Origin of the sequence: uncultured Bacteroides sp., assembly GCF_937912035.1 — a bacterium.
GTDB lineage: Bacteria > Bacteroidota > Bacteroidia > Bacteroidales > Bacteroidaceae > Phocaeicola.
In genome coordinates this window covers 28,286-43,287 of sequence record NZ_CALDPF010000030.1, presented here as the reverse complement: position 1 = coordinate 43,287, position 15,002 = coordinate 28,286, and the positions used below count along the sequence as shown (strand labels likewise).

Annotated in this window: 11 protein-coding genes and 1 pseudogene; 3 read left to right on the top strand and 9 right to left on the bottom strand. The window is 42.0% G+C overall.

The annotated features are described in order from the left end of the window. Positions 1 to 3 precede the first annotated feature (3 nt). Together Q0486_RS05545 and Q0486_RS05540 are read left to right on the top strand one after the other, a co-directional pair. A complete protein-coding gene (locus Q0486_RS05545) occupies positions 4 to 2,877 on the top strand; it encodes a PD-(D/E)XK nuclease family protein (RefSeq protein WP_299231024.1) in 2,874 nt (957 codons plus the stop codon). A gap of 265 nt (positions 2,878 to 3,142) precedes the next feature. Next, entirely contained in the window at positions 3,143 to 3,580 is a 438-nt protein-coding gene (locus Q0486_RS05540; protein ID WP_299231022.1) for a hypothetical protein, read from the top strand. Positions 3,581 to 3,742: 162 nt separating this feature from the next. Here the strand turns inward: Q0486_RS05540 and Q0486_RS05535 are convergent, their stop codons facing one another. The 3 genes from Q0486_RS05535 to Q0486_RS05525 form a co-directional block, all read right to left on the bottom strand. Then, entirely contained in the window at positions 3,743 to 4,915 is a 1,173-nt protein-coding gene (locus Q0486_RS05535; protein ID WP_299231064.1) for a MalY/PatB family protein, read from the bottom strand. Between the two features lie 8 nt (positions 4,916 to 4,923). Continuing rightward, positions 4,924 to 5,790, bottom strand: a complete 867-nt coding sequence (locus Q0486_RS05530) for a DUF3737 family protein (protein ID WP_299231020.1) — start codon at positions 5,788 to 5,790, stop codon at positions 4,924 to 4,926. Positions 5,791 to 5,938: 148 nt separating this feature from the next. Further along, positions 5,939 to 7,363, bottom strand: coding sequence for an MATE family efflux transporter (locus Q0486_RS05525; protein WP_299231012.1), 1,425 nt, complete (start codon positions 7,361 to 7,363; stop codon positions 5,939 to 5,941). Between the two features lie 247 nt (positions 7,364 to 7,610). On the opposite strand from Q0486_RS05525, the pseudogene Q0486_RS05520 reads away from it, so the two are divergent. Then, positions 7,611 to 8,211, top strand: a pseudogene (locus tag Q0486_RS05520) (AraC family transcriptional regulator); the annotation flags it as partial. A gap of 117 nt (positions 8,212 to 8,328) precedes the next feature. Here the strand turns inward: Q0486_RS05520 and Q0486_RS05515 are convergent. From Q0486_RS05515 to ilvD, 6 genes are all read right to left on the bottom strand, one after another. Continuing rightward, the gene (locus tag Q0486_RS05515; RefSeq protein WP_299231011.1) at positions 8,329 to 8,853 is read right to left on the bottom strand and encodes a nitroreductase; all 525 of its coding nucleotides are present in this window, start codon (positions 8,851 to 8,853) and stop codon (positions 8,329 to 8,331) included. A gap of 164 nt (positions 8,854 to 9,017) precedes the next feature. Next, a complete protein-coding gene (gene ilvC, locus Q0486_RS05510; protein ID WP_154042858.1) occupies positions 9,018 to 10,061 on the bottom strand; it encodes a ketol-acid reductoisomerase in 1,044 nt (347 codons plus the stop codon). A gap of 56 nt (positions 10,062 to 10,117) precedes the next feature. After that, a complete protein-coding gene (locus Q0486_RS05505) occupies positions 10,118 to 10,861 on the bottom strand; it encodes an acyl-ACP thioesterase domain-containing protein (protein ID WP_299231009.1) in 744 nt (247 codons plus the stop codon). A 13-nt stretch (positions 10,862 to 10,874) separates the two neighbouring features. Next, entirely contained in the window at positions 10,875 to 11,426 is a 552-nt protein-coding gene (ilvN, locus tag Q0486_RS05500) for an acetolactate synthase small subunit (RefSeq protein ID WP_299231007.1), read from the bottom strand. Between the two features lie 18 nt (positions 11,427 to 11,444). Then, positions 11,445 to 13,145, bottom strand: coding sequence for a biosynthetic-type acetolactate synthase large subunit (gene ilvB, locus Q0486_RS05495; RefSeq protein ID WP_299231005.1), 1,701 nt, complete (start codon positions 13,143 to 13,145; stop codon positions 11,445 to 11,447). Positions 13,146 to 13,158: 13 nt separating this feature from the next. Next, positions 13,159 to 14,961, bottom strand: coding sequence for a dihydroxy-acid dehydratase (gene ilvD / locus Q0486_RS05490; RefSeq protein WP_299231003.1), 1,803 nt, complete (start codon positions 14,959 to 14,961; stop codon positions 13,159 to 13,161). Positions 14,962 to 15,002: the final 41 nt, after the last annotated feature.

Genomic DNA, 15,002 nt, shown 5'->3' with positions numbered 1-15,002 from the left:
GAAATGGAAACTTTTCTAAAGCTTGTAGCTCACGATTTATATACGAAGACAAACGGTGACTTTGCCCGTACAGCCATTGTCTTCCCAAACAAGAGAGCAGGACTGTTCTTCAATGAATATCTGTCATCGGAAACTGACAGACCTATATGGTCGCCCGCATACATAAGTATAGGCGAACTGTTCCGAAAAGTATCAGACCTTCAGATTGGTGACCCTGTGAAGTTAGTGTGCGAACTCTATAAAGTGTTTGTAAACATAACCGGCAGCAAGGAATCGCTAGACGATTTCTACTTCTGGGGTGAACTTCTTATAAGCGACTTTGACGATGCTGACAAGAATATGGTGGATACAGAAGCTATGTTCCGCAATATCAAGGACCTGAACGAACTTAGCGACAACGGGTACGAATTTCTGGAAGAAGGACAGAAGGAAGCATTAAGCCAGTTCTTCAAGAATTTCTCCATCGACAAGGTTACCGAACTGAAACAACGATTCATCAATATCTGGGACGTATTGGGAGAAATATATACAAAATTCAAAGCCGTACTCCGCGAACAGGGCATAGCTTACGAGGGTATGATGTACAGAGAAGTAACAGAATCTATGGATATTGACAAACTCCCTTATGATAGATATGTCTTCGTGGGATTCAACGTGCTGAATAAGGTGGAACATACTCTGTTCAAGAAACTTGATAAGGCTGGAAAGGCTATGTTCTATTGGGATTACGACAATTTCTATCTCAACAAGCACCCTCACGAGGCAGGTGAATTCATAAAGCGCAACCTAAGGGATTTTCCATCGGAACTTCCAACATCTGTATTCAACAATCTGAACTCTCCGAAAGATATTACATATATTGAATCGCCTACCGAAAACGGTCAGGCAAGGTATCTTCCGCAATGGATAAGAACAAACCTTACGGAAGAAGAAAAAGAAACAGCGGTGGTATTATGTAACGAATCTTTACTACAGCCGGTTCTGCATTCTCTGCCAGAGAATATACGTCATATCAATATAACAATGGGATTTCCATTGTCGCAGACTCCTGCGTGCAGCTTTATCAACTCACTCATTGAGCTTCACACCTCAGGCTACAATCCTTCAAACGGCAGGTTCCTGTTTGCCGAAGTTTTGAGTGTTCTTAAACATCCATACACACAACTCCTGAGCGAGGAAGCAGAGAAGCTGGAGAAATCTCTTATCCACGACAACCGCTTCTACCCTCTTCCTTCGGAACTGAAAAAGGACGAAACTACAGAAACCATATTCACGCCTTGCAACAGCAACCATGCTATCTGTCAGATGATTTCTACAGTACTGAAACAGGTAGCAGCCGTATATCAGAAGAAATCAGCTACTATGGATACAGCTCTTGACCAACTGTATCGCGAAGCGTTGTTCAAAGCATATACCATGGTAAACCGTTTCAACTCTCTTATAGAAGAAGGCGACCTTGATGTGAACCAAAGTACATTCAAGCGTCTGCTCTCACGCGTCATACAGTCGGCCAACATTCCTTTCCACGGCGAGCCGGCAATCGGTATGCAGGTGATGGGAGTCCTTGAAACTCGAAATCTTGACTTCAGAAACGTAATAATGCTTTCGGTGAACGAAGGACAACTGCCTAAAAGCGGAAGCGATGCATCATTCATCCCATACAATATCAGAAAGGCATTCGGCATGACTACTATAGACCATAAGATAGCTGTTTTTGCATATTACTTCTACAGACTGCTGCAAAGAGCTGAAAAGGTAACTCTTCTTTTTAACACTTCAAGCGACGGAATAAACCGAGGAGAGATGTCACGCTTCATGCTTCAGTTCCTAATCGAATGGGGATTCGACATCAAACGTGAAAGACTGGAAGCCGCACAATCGCCACAGGGTACTGAAAAGATTGAAATCCAAAAGACTCCGGAGATAATGAGGCGAATGCAAAGCAATTTCGATACAAGAGTAAACAAAAAGGCCATTTTGTCACCTTCAGCACTCAACACATATATAGACTGTAATCTGAAGTTTTATTACAAATATGTAGCTTTGTTGACAGCACCCGATGAAGTAAGTGCGGATATAGATTCTGCAAAATTCGGAAGTATATTCCACTATGCAGCCGAACATATCTACAAAGATCTCACGGCGCACGGTAAAGTGATAGATTGCAACTCTCTTGAAAAGCTTTTGCAAAACGACGTAAAACTCCAGGAATATGTTGATAATGGTTTCAAGGAACTGTTCTTCAATATACCTCTGACAGAACGTCCAGAATACAACGGATTACAACTCATAAACTCTGCAGTCATACTTAGGTACATAAAGCAACTTTTACGGAATGACCTGAGATATGCTCCGTTCACATTCACAGCTTCAGAACAGTTTGTGGAAGAAGAAATTGATATAAATACTCCGAAAGGTGTAATCAAATCAAGAATTGGCGGTATAATAGACCGTATGGATACAAAAGACAACACCCTCCGTATAGTGGATTACAAAACAGGTGGTGATGCACAGTGCCCATCAGACGTAAAATCACTGTTCGTGCAGGATAAGAAAAGATCAAATTATATTTTCCAGACATTCATGTACGCGTCAATCGTATGCAAGAAACTGAGAGAGAAAAACAATCCGTTGAAGGTTGCTCCTTCCCTGCTCTATATACATAAAGCAGCATCAGAAAACTACTCACCTGTGGTTCAGATGGGAGAAGGCAGAAAAAAAGAAGATATAGATGATTTCAACAAACATGAAAAAGAATTCCGTGAGAATCTTAACATTCTTTTAGAGGAGATTTTTAACCCTGAAATAAGTTTCTCCCAAACCGAGGTTGAAGACAAATGTCAGTATTGTGATTATAAAGATTTGTGTAAAAAGTAACATTTTGATATAAATACTGTTAATCAACTACAATTTTTAGGGCATTACTATTGCACATATCACGAAATATGGTTACATTCGCATGTTTTTCATAGTAATAGATTTATATATCCTGACTTCAAGCTTGTGAAAGTGAGTAAGTCAGAGAGACAAAAGAGTTTGTCCCTAAAGAACAAGAGACTGCAATTTTCCCCGGCAGTCTCTTTTTTTGTTCATATATATTACTTAATTTTGTATCACGATAACAGTTAAAAACACAAATCTTATGAAAACAAGAACATTAATCGAATCAATCAAAAGCAGAGCTTTTTATCTAATGTTGTGCATAACTATGGCTGTAGCTTTCAGCGCATGTTCCGAGGAAGTGCTTGAAGATGATATTGCAGGCGAATACATTGGCGGTTCTGAAGAAACCGGTGACATATTAATAAGGATAAACAAAAGTAGTTCAGGTTATAACTTTTATTGTAGATACGAAGATTGGGGAGCAGCAAATTCCAGACTTAACCTACAGTCAGTGGAATGGAAGGGAACATTTACTAATATTCCATCAGATGTGGTAAAGAACAGTAAAGGAGAAGAAATAGGAGAAATTGAATTCACAAAAACAAGTGATTATGTAAAAGTAGAATTCACCTCATATACAGATCCCAAAGGAAAGTACAGTGCAAAAAAAGGCGGTGAAATGGCAGACCTCTTATAAAAGAGCAATGGATTTAAAAAGCCATGACAGAATATTAGTTTCTAATAACTGTCATGGCTTTTTCATTTTCCTATAGGTTTATTCTTTATCCTTATTGGTATCCGCATAATGTTGGAACAACACATATAATATTGAGTTGAGGATTATTTACCTCATATGCATTTAATCACATCGTGTTTTTACAAAGTTCAAAAACCGCGTCAAGGCATCCTCCAATACAGCACGCGGACAGGCTATATTCCAGCGCATGAATCCTTCGCCATTTTCTCCATACATTGTACCGCTGTTAAGCCACAATCCGGTCTCTTCGAGCAGTAATGCCTGCAGCTCGTCTGATGATATGTGCAATATACTGCAGTCTGTCCACACTAGATATGTCCCTTCTAATTCAGTTACCGTGAATTGAGGCAAGTTTTCGGTAAAGAAATTGCACAAAAAATCGTAGTTTGTTTTAAGATAATCCAGAAGTTGAATCAGCCACTCCTCTCCTTGGTTATATGCTGCTATGGTAGCTTCAATTCCGAATGGATTGACATCACACACCTCATTTATGTTTATGGCCTTATCTATTCGCTCACGTACTCTATCATCGGCAGCGATAATATTGGCTATCTGCAATCCTGCCATATTGAATGATTTACTAGGAGAAATACATGTTACAGAGTTCTGTAAATGTTTTTCGCTGATTGATGCAAACGGAGTGTAAACATGTTCTGGATAAACCAGCTCACAATGAATTTCATCGGCAATAACTGTAACATGATTTTTTATACAGATCTCCCCTATCCGACACAATTCTTCGCGTGTCCAGACCCTACCGGCGGGATTATGCGGATTGCAGAGCAACATGAGCTTGGTGTCTGGAGCTGCAGCCTTGCGTTCCAGATCCTCATAATCTATATGATAAGTCCTGTTCTCATATTTAAGCGGATTTGTGATTATCCGGCATCCATTATTCCTTATAGATGAAAAGAAACAGTTATAGACAGGTGTTTGCACTATCACTCCGTCTCCTGGTTCAGCCAAAGCCTTTATAACGGCAGATATAGCGGGAACCACTCCGGAAGTATAGATAAACCATTCTCTGTCAATCAGCCAATTATGTCTCCTGTCAAACCAATCTATTACGGACTTGTAATATTTGTCAGGAACGTGTACATATCCATATATCCCATGTTCCACTCTTCTAGCGAGGGCATCAATTATCGCAGGTGCAGTACGGAAATCCATATCTGCCACCCAAAGCGGAAGCACATCCCTATCCTCAGGCATACTGTCCCATTTGTAGGAATTGGTTCCCCTACGAGGAATTATTTTATCAAAATCGTACATCATGTCCATATTTAGTCAGTAAAGCAAGTACGTTCATCTCTAAGTCTGATTTCACAATCTGCCGGAGCCTTGATATTCTCATCTATTGTGATGGAACCATATTCATCCGCAACAATACATCCCGACATCGGATTCTTAATATTGGTTATGGCACCACGGATATCGGCATGCAGCGTACTATACTCAAATGCACGGTCGCAGTCCGGTCCGAAAGTACAGTTCTCCAGCACAAGGTCATGAGCGTAACAAAGAGGTTGCTCACCGGTAATATGACAGTTCACAAGACGTAGGTTTCTTGAATGCCATCCCAAATACTCACCATTAAGCTCCGAATCATAAATCGTTACGTTCTCTACCTCCCAGAAAGCATCCTTTGTAGTAATTTTGGCATTATGGATTTCTACATTCTTCACATACTGGAAAACATACTTGCTGTCGCTTTCCAATCCGTCCACATATATATTGTTGCTGAACATGAACGGATAAGTACCTCCATGTAAAACAAGATTTTTGACACGTATTCCGTTACAGCGCCAGAACACTTCATCCGCGTCGTTCATCGTTACATTCTCAATGTCTATTTCACTCATCTCGCGGAACATTTTAGGAGCGTCTATCACTGTGTCTGTCATCTTCAGGTGGTCTGAATACCATAGAGCGGAACGTCCACCCACATCAAAATAGCACTTGTCTATTTTGAAACCGTGTACATGCCAGAAAGGATAGTTTCCTTCGAAACGGCATTTGAAAGCCTCGATATTGCTACATTCTTTAATGGCAGATTCGCCAGCCCTGATAATTACATTTTCAAGACGGAGGTCGTGAGATTCGAACAATGGTCGTTCGCCCCCAAATTCAGTATTCTTAATCAGTTTCATACTTGTAATATATTAGCGGTCATTTATAAATAATCACAAAATTCTTTTCTTCAGTTATCGCTTACATTATTTCATACTACAAAATTAAGCCTTCCGTTTTTACTCTCATGTAGATGAATTACAGAGAAAATTACCCAAATTACTGACATCATTTCATACAGTTCATCCATCGCTCCCGTTTCAGACGAACGAGGAATATGAAGCCACGAAAACAAAGTTCCACACACATGGCTATCCATACACCCTTCAATCCTAATGACGGAGCGAGTAAGGCAGCCAATGACAGACGAATAGCCCAGATACTGAAGAAATTCATCAGACAAGGGACAAGTGTATCAGCCGCACCCACAAAAACGCCGTAAGCAACTATCGAAGCTGCAAACATTGGCTCGGCAAATGCCTCAATACGTAGTGCCATCACACCAAGTTCTCTGATTTCATGAACCGGTGTCATCAAACCTATAATCTGAGGCGCAAACATATACATAAGTATCCCCATTAATCCCATGACAATCATTCCCATCAATACGGTGATACGCGCAAAACTGCGAGTGAGTCTTTTGCGACCGGCACCGACACTCTGGCCTACCAGTGTGGTAGCAGCATCGGCAATTCCATAACCTGGCATATAACAAAGACTTTCCGCAGTGACAGCAAACGAATTTGCCGCAATAGCAAAGACACCAAGCGGAGCGACTATAACCGTTGTCATGATTTGAGCTCCGCAAATGACTATATGTTCCAGTCCCATAGGACAACCTATACGAAGAGCTTTTCTTATAGTTGACGCACTGAGACGGAAATCATATCTTTCTCCGGTAAGTTTAAGTTCATTCGAACGAGTCCAAAGATACCACAGCAGAATGATAGCAATCACAGTCTCAGCAGCAGCAGTACCTAATGCAGCACCTTTCACACCTAGTCCAGCACCAGGCACAATGAAAGTCACATCAGCCAGTTCACATTGGTGTGAAGGAAATATCAGCAAGAAATTAAAGACCACATCCAGCACACACATGGCCACACCGGCAATGCTTGGCACTAACATATTACCGCTACACCGCAACATACCACCTGCAAGGAAATTCATCTGCAGGGCAGGCAAGAAAAGTGAGAAGACAAAAAAATAAAGTGAAGCGTCATGACGTATAGAAATGTCCCCTCCTAACCAAGCGGGCAGAATACCGCTGACGGCAGAACCTATCAGAGCAAGAATCACACTGAACAAGAATGTAGAGACCAATGACTGACGCAACACGGCACGCGCCCCTTGAATATCATCCGCACCTATCTTATGTGCCACCTGTACCGAAAATCCAGTAGCTGATGCAACACACAGTCCCCAGAATAGCCAAGTGGTAGTTGATACCAATCCGATTGAAGCAGAAGCCTCAGCTCCAAGATGTCCCACCATTGATGCATCGATATACTGCATGATTATGGAAGAGAGTTGTGCTATGACTGCCGGAATACTAAGCTGCACTGTCAGATATAATTGTTGTGACATAGTCATATGCCTCCCATTTCGTATCAGTGCAAGCATCTCACCTATTTTATTATTTCGAGCCTTCATGCATTTCTTTCTTTGAATTTCTTTATTGCAAAATTAGACTTATCGCCAATCACACCGTGTATATGAATTACTGATATTATTACCACTATTACATTATCTACTCGAGTGATATCTAAAAATGGGAAAAGCTTACGACATCAAGTATAGACAACAAAAATACAACAACGAAGAAAGAACAATAGTCTGTTTCTAGCCGGGACAAACTGTAGAGACAAGACCGACTACTAATCAGATTAAAACGAATACCTACGGAATAATCTTCCATCCGGATTTGCTTCACGGCACATCAATGAATAAAACGATAAATAATTATACATTCTTTTCGTACAGCAAAAAAGAGGCATTACACTTATCCGCACGCGAGACAGCAACCATTATGTGCTGCTTTAATAACATAGAAGGAGAATTACATCATTCCATCGACAAGCATACTGCGATTATTCTCTCAAAACATATCGAATTATTGCTCGACTATTGTACACGTTTTTACGAACGTCAGTTCATCACACACGAGAATAAAAACAAGATAATTCTTGAAGAATTGGCCAAACTTATTGACGAATATATGGATTCAGGCATGCTATACAAGTCCATATTACCAACATCAGAATACTGTGCCGCAAGACTTGGTCTATCAGAGTTTTATTTCAACTATCTTCTGAAATTTGAGACGGGTAAGACTCTATGTAAATATTTCGAATGTAAAAAGAAAGATGCTTGAGAAACCAATAAATACATCAGCCAACGTCGCCCGCCAGATAGATTACATCAATGTACAGTATTTCAGTCTGATATTCAAAAAGATAATTGGTGTTTCTCCTAACGAGTATAGATTTCTGAATAACTGAAGTTCAGCTTTATTAGCTTTTCAACTAAAAAGTATAATATCACGATTACGAAAAAACCATGACAGCAAATCAATCAAAAGAGCTGTCATGGTTTCTGTTTCTTTTATTTCCGAAATTTCATTTTATCACCCTGTAGTAATCCACCTTACGAGGTTTCGGGGCATCTGCCGCTTTTGCCGGATAACCTAAAGCTAAGGCGCCAATTCCAACAAGTCCTTCAGGCAAGCCAAAACTTTCGATCAGTTTCTTTCCTTCATCGGTAGAAAACATTTCTCTTTCCCTGTGTATCCAACAACTTGCAAGTCCTATCGCATGGGCAGCGAGCATCATATTCTCTAAAACACAACTTCCGTCCTGTATAGGATTATTAGCATCAGCCGGAGTAAATACAAGTACGTATGTAGGCGCATCATAATACGGATTGGAAGTAACTCCCATTACACGTGCATTCATTTCTGCCAATTTCTTTCGTAGTTCTTCATTCTGCACTGCAACAATATAAGGCGACTGCATTCCCCTTGATGTAGGTGCGTATGTTCCGGCTTCCAACACAGCTTTCAATTCTTCATCAGTAATCTGCTCTGCCTTATACTGACGGCAACTGCGACGAGTCTTTATAATCTCCAAAAATTCGTTATTCATGTCTGTATATTTTTTATGTTATATCATCGTCAACAAAATTAGTCAAAAGCACGACATATTATACCTTTCAAAGAAAATTTTCTGAAACTACATACAAAAAAATCCCTCTCTTCGACAATATGAGATAGCCAAAGAAAGGGAAGAATAATTCTCTTAATTATTTATTAGTTGTTTTCTGGACGAAGTTTACGTACTGTAACTGCTGTCTGCCACATTTCGCTTTCACGCAAAGCTTTCAATTCTGCTTCAAGTTTTTCACGATAGTCAGGCTTAGAGTTAGAGTCGATAGAAATCTGAGCTTCGTTACCGCTCTTAACGCTTTGATACAATTTCTGTACTACAGGTTTGATAGCATCGTGGAATGGGCCCATCCAGTCAAGAGCACCACGCTGTGCAGTTGTAGAACAGTTAGCATACATCCAGTCCATACCGTTCTTAGCGAACAATGGCATCAATGACTGAGTAAGCTCTTCTACAGTTTCGTTGAATGCTTCAGAAGGAGTATGTCCGTTTTCACGCAATACTTCGTACTGTGCAAGAAGTAATCCCTGAATAGCACCCATCAATGAACCACGTTCACCTGTAAGGTCAGAAGTAGCTTCACGCTGGAATGTAGTTTCGAACAAATATCCTGAACCGATACCAATACCAAGAGCGATAGTTCTGTCGAATGCCTTGCCGGTTACATCCTGATAGATAGCGTATGATGAGTTCAAACCACGACCTTCAAGGAACATTGTACGCAATGAAGTACCTGATCCTTTAGGAGCAACCATAATAACATCGATATCAGCAGGAGGAACCACACCTGTACGGTCGTTCCAAGTAATAGCGAAACCATGTGAGAAATACAAAGCCTTACCAGGAGTAAGATATTGTTTGATTTTAGGCCATACAGACATTACAGCAGCATCAGACAAAAGACACATTACGATAGTAGCTTTCTGACATGCCTCTTCGATACCGAACAATGTTTCTCCAGGTACCCATCCGTCAGCGATAGCTTTTTCGTATGTTTTACCCGGACGCTGACCTACGATGACATTGAATCCGTTGTCGCGAAGGTTCAATGACTGACCTGGTCCCTGTACTCCATATCCTATAACTGCAATTGTTTCGTCTTTCAAGATTTCACGTGCTTTTTCCAATGGAAATTCATCGCGTGTGATTACATTTTCCATCACACCGCCAAAATTTAATTGTGCCATGTTTTTAATAAATTATTAAGTTCAACTAAATATTCTAATCTCAATTTATATTGTCATTACCTGAATATAACTTTACTTCTTACTACTACCTCACTATCGTTCTTCTTCACTTCTATGTCGTACTCATTATCCGAAATCTGTTCACGATAAAAAGTCAGTTTATCACCGAAATAACTTTCCGCAACATACGCCATCTCAAAACGATGTATCATTTTTTCGCGGAAAACATCCATATGAAACAAATCAAGTATATGCTCTATGTATTTTATACTGTTCACATGTCCGTTGCAATCTATATCGCTATATTTTGCCACATATTCACCTACAGGCTCTACCGAAGCAACCTTTATTCTTCCTGGCTTTTCGATCGGACATTCCTTCTGGCATATATAGTCAACGATACTGCCACCGTGCAGTGTAAGCAAATCGGCCGGCTTACGTGTTTTGAGGTCTATCATCGCCCATATTGAACGCGCATAACCGATAGGTTTTCCATCCTTGTCGAGAATAGAGAAGTTTCGGTCGGTAAACAGGCGGTAAACATTCTCCACCCATGTCTGCACACTGAATTTCTCATACTGCATTGGGAATTCTTCCATCTCTATAGCCAGACGGGATAGCACCCACGTAAAATGGCTTTCATTCAACTCGGCTATACCGAAACCACGTTCAGTGGCATGAAAACCGGCACAGTTAAGCAGATGATTACCCAAAACTCCCATCGTCAACTTTCCTGTAAAGTCAACATGGAATGGTTCTGCGACAAAGTTATATGTGCCAACTTTATTTTCTTCTCCCATAACAAGAAATGTTTTAAAGTCCTTTTTTATATCTTTCCTCACGGTGAGCAAGATACTCGTTCACACGTTCAAAACAACTGGTTGATACCGCTATTCTTCCAGAACGTACGAACTGAAGTACACATTTAAGTCTCTTCAAATCCTCGTACAAGAATGTTATCTCATCGCTCATACCCACCATCTCTATTATAGAGAACACCGGATTGACCTCAACTATATGGGCGTTAAATCTTCTTACAACCTTTGATGCCTCAGGATTATTCTGAAACTCCGGTGTAGATACCTTGTACATAGCCACCTCACGCTGGAAGATTTCCTTATCGGTAAAATAGTGTGCCTGAATGACATCCATCTTCTTCTCTATCTGGCGTACGACCTTCTCCACAATATCTGCAGTGGTCCAGCAAGTGATTGTATATTTATGTACACCGGCTATTGAGGAAGCCGACACGTTAAGGCTTTCGATGTTAATCTGTCGGCGTGTAAAAACGGCAGTCACCTGATTAAGCAAACCGGCTATGTTTTCCGAATGAACTATGATAGTATATAATGTCTTATTTTCCATTTTTAATCCTCCTACTCGTTAGCAATCCAAATCCATCATCATATAGTTAACCGAGCTTCCCGGAGGAGTCATCGGCAATACATTACCCTCTTCCACCACACAGACCTCAAGAAGGAACGGACCGTCTGTAGCGAGCATTTCCTTTATTCCGTCTTTAAGTTCTTCACGCTCTATTACTCTCCTTGAAGGAATACCATATGCCGAAGCTATCTGCATATAGTCAGGATTCATCATCGGAGTGAACGAATATCTTCTGTTGAAGAACATTGCCTGCCACTGACGTACATTTCCCAGATAGTTGTTATTCATCAGAATCATCTTGACCGGAGCCTTCTGTTCCATGATTGTACCGAGTTCCTGCATTGTCATCTGAAGACCACCGTCGCCCATTATCGCACATACAGTACGGTCCGGACGACCGAATGTAGCTCCTATGGCTGCCGGGATACAGAATCCCATTGTTCCCATACCACCTGAAGTAACCACACTTCTACTCTTAGTAAACTTGAAGTATCGGCATGCCATCATCTGATTCTGACCAACGTCTGTCACCAATATCGCTTCATGGTTTGTAGCCTCACTGACAGCGTTTACTACCTCACCCATATTTATCGGACCGTTTTCAGGATAAACCTCGCGTTTGATTACCTTGTCGAATTCCTGTTGTTCATACTGGCTAAAACTGTCAATCCATGCAGTATGTTTGTTAGGCTGGATAAGTTCGGTAAGAAGATCTAAAGTACGTTTGCAGTCACCAAGCACCGGGACATGTACAGGTACGTTCTTGCCTATCTCTGAAGGATCAACGTCAAGATGTATCACCTTAGCCTGTTTGGCATATGTTTCAAGTTTTCCTGTCACACGGTCGTCGAAACGCATACCTACAGCTATCAGCACATCACATTCGTTGGTCTTTACATTAGGACCGAGATTTCCGTGCATTCCCAGCATACCCTTGTTCAGCGGATGAGCGGAAGGCATTGCCGAAAGTCCCAACAATGTGCATCCGCAAGGGATATCAGCTTTTTCTACAAACTTCAGCAACTCTTCCTGAGCATTACCTAATTCAACTCCCTGCCCTACGAGAACCAGAGGTTTCTGAGACTCATTGATAAGTCTTACAGCCTCAGCCAAAGCCTTAGGATCTGTTTCCGGATCAGGATCGTAACTGCGAATGAAATCAACATCCACCGGTTCGTAATCCGTCATTTCTATCTGGGCATTCTTCGCAAAATCGAGAACCACAGGTCCCGGACGTCCTGAACGGGCAATATAGAAAGCTCTTGCCACAGCCCAAGCCACATCCTCTGCACGGCGTATCTGATAGCTCCATTTTGAAATAGGCTGGGTGATACCGACAAGGTCAACCTCCTGAAAAGCGTCAGTACCGAGAAGACCTGATCCGACCTGTCCTGCTATCACCACGATAGGTGTACTGTCTATCATTGCATCAGCTACACCTGTTATGGTATTTGTCGCTCCAGGGCCACTTGTCACCAGACATACACCCACTTCACCGGAAACTCTGGCAAATCCCTGTGCGGCATGGGCAGCACCCTGTTCGTGACGTACCAATATATGGTTAAGTTTATCTCTATGATCATATAAAGCATCGAATACAGGCATTATCGCTCCTCCGGGATAACCGAAGATAGTCTTTACTCCCTGATGCTCCAGCGAGCGCATCAATGCTTCACCACCTGATATTTTCTCTTTCATATGTATATGCTTTTTAGTCAACAATTCTTACTCCACCCTTATCAGCCGAACTTACCATGCTTGCGTAAGCCTTGAGTGCCTTAGACACCTTGCGGTCACGAGTGACAGGTGTCATCGGACGTGCGGCAAGTTCTTCATCCGAAAGTTTTACATTGATACTGCGGTTCGGTATATCTATTTCGATGATATCACCGTCAACAATCTTGCCGATATTTCCTCCGGCAGCCGCTTCAGGAGATATATGTCCGATACTCAATCCCGATGTACCGCCACTGAAACGTCCGTCGGTAATTAACGCACATTCCTTACCGAGATGTTTTGATTTTATATACGATGTAGGATAAAGCATCTCCTGCATTCCAGGACCACCCTTAGGACCTTCGTGAGTGATGACCACCACATCTCCGCTTACAACCTTTCCGCCGAGGATACCTTCGCAAGCCGATTCCTGAGAGTCGAACACCTTTGCAGGTCCTGAGAACTTCCAGATGCTTTCGTCCACACCGGCAGTCTTCACCACACATCCGTCCTGCGCTATATTACCTTTCAGCACTGCCAGTCCACCATCTTTGCTGTAGGCATGTTCCAAATCTCGGATACATCCTGTAGCACGGTCTGTATCGAGTTCCTTATAATAATTGCCCTGCGAGCCAAGTTTTATAGAGAACTTTCCGCCCGGAGCGCTTGTATAAATTCTTTTTGCTTCAGCATCAATATTTTCAGCCGAAATATCATATTTTGCAATAGCCTCAGCCAGTGTCATACCGTCCACACGCGAAACCGATGTATCGAGCAGACCGCCCTTGTTCAGCTGTGCAAGGATATTCATTATACCTCCCGCTCTGTTCACATCCTGAATGTGATATTTCTGAGTGTTTGGAGCTACCTTGCAGAGACAAGGCACACGGCGTGACAACATGTCGATATCATCCATTGTGAAATCCACCTCTGCCTCATGGGCTATTGCCAGCAGGTGAAGCACTGTATTTGTAGAACCGCCCATAGCAATATCAAGTGTCATTGCATTAAGGAAAGCCTGACGTGTAGCGATGCTCCTTGGCAATACGCTTTCGTCACCGTCCTGATAATATTTATAAGCATTTTTTACGATGAGAGCCGCAGCATCCTTGAACAACTGCTTGCGGTTTTCGTGAGTCGCAACTATCGTTCCGTTGCCCGGAAGAGCCAGCCCGATAGCCTCATTCAGACAGTTCATTGAGTTTGCAGTAAACATACCCGAGCAGCATCCGCATCCCGGACATGCATGTCTTTCTATCTGATCCACATCCTCGTCGCTCACTGTCGGGTCGGCAGACTTAATCATCGCATCTATCAGGTCAAGATGCTGACCACCCCACTCTCCTGCTTCCATCGGACCGCCTGACACGAACACCGTAGGAATATTCAGTCGCATGGAAGCCATAAGCATACCCGGAGTGATCTTGTCGCAGTTTGAAATGCAGACCATAGCATCAGCCTTATGAGCGTTCACCATATATTCCACACTGTCGGCAATAATATCTCTCGATGGCAGCGAATACAACATACCGTCGTGTCCCATTGCTATACCGTCGTCTATCGCGATAGTGTTGAACTCAGCAGCAAAGCATCCGAGTTTCTCTATTTCCTCTTTCACCTGCTGACCTATCTCATGCAAATGTGTATGTCCCGGAACGAATTGTGTAAATGAATTCACAATAGCTATGATAGGTTTACCCATCATTTCCTTTTTCATTCCATTTGCCACCCATAATGCTCTTGCACCAGCCATGCGTCGGCCCTGTGTGCTCATCGAACTGCGTAACTCATTTTTCATTTTTTATCTCTCCTTATTTAATCAAAAAGCCTTTCCCATAC

Bases quoted from the DNA above. Each gene is read 5' to 3' on its own strand.
- Q0486_RS05515 (WP_299231011.1), bottom strand. From the start codon at position 8,853: ATGAATAACGAATTTTTGGAGATTATAAAGACTCGTCGCAGTTGCCGT.
- ilvC (WP_154042858.1), bottom strand. From the start codon at position 10,061: ATGGCACAATTAAATTTTGGCGGTGTGATGGAAAATGTAATCACACGC.
- ilvB (WP_299231005.1), bottom strand. From the start codon at position 13,145: ATGAAAGAGAAAATATCAGGTGGTGAAGCATTGATGCGCTCGCTGGAG.
- Q0486_RS05545 (WP_299231024.1), top strand. From the start codon at position 4: ATGGAAACTTTTCTAAAGCTTGTAGCTCACGATTTATATACGAAGACA.
- Q0486_RS05530 (WP_299231020.1), bottom strand. From the start codon at position 5,790: ATGAAACTGATTAAGAATACTGAATTTGGGGGCGAACGACCATTGTTC.
- Q0486_RS05505 (WP_299231009.1), bottom strand. From the start codon at position 10,861: ATGGGAGAAGAAAATAAAGTTGGCACATATAACTTTGTCGCAGAACCA.
- Q0486_RS05525 (WP_299231012.1), bottom strand. From the start codon at position 7,363: ATGAAGGCTCGAAATAATAAAATAGGTGAGATGCTTGCACTGATACGA.
- ilvN (WP_299231007.1), bottom strand. From the start codon at position 11,426: ATGGAAAATAAGACATTATATACTATCATAGTTCATTCGGAAAACATA.
- ilvD (WP_299231003.1), bottom strand. From the start codon at position 14,961: ATGAAAAATGAGTTACGCAGTTCGATGAGCACACAGGGCCGACGCATG.
- Q0486_RS05540 (WP_299231022.1), top strand. From the start codon at position 3,143: ATGAAAACAAGAACATTAATCGAATCAATCAAAAGCAGAGCTTTTTAT.
- Q0486_RS05535 (WP_299231064.1), bottom strand. From the start codon at position 4,915: ATGATGTACGATTTTGATAAAATAATTCCTCGTAGGGGAACCAATTCC.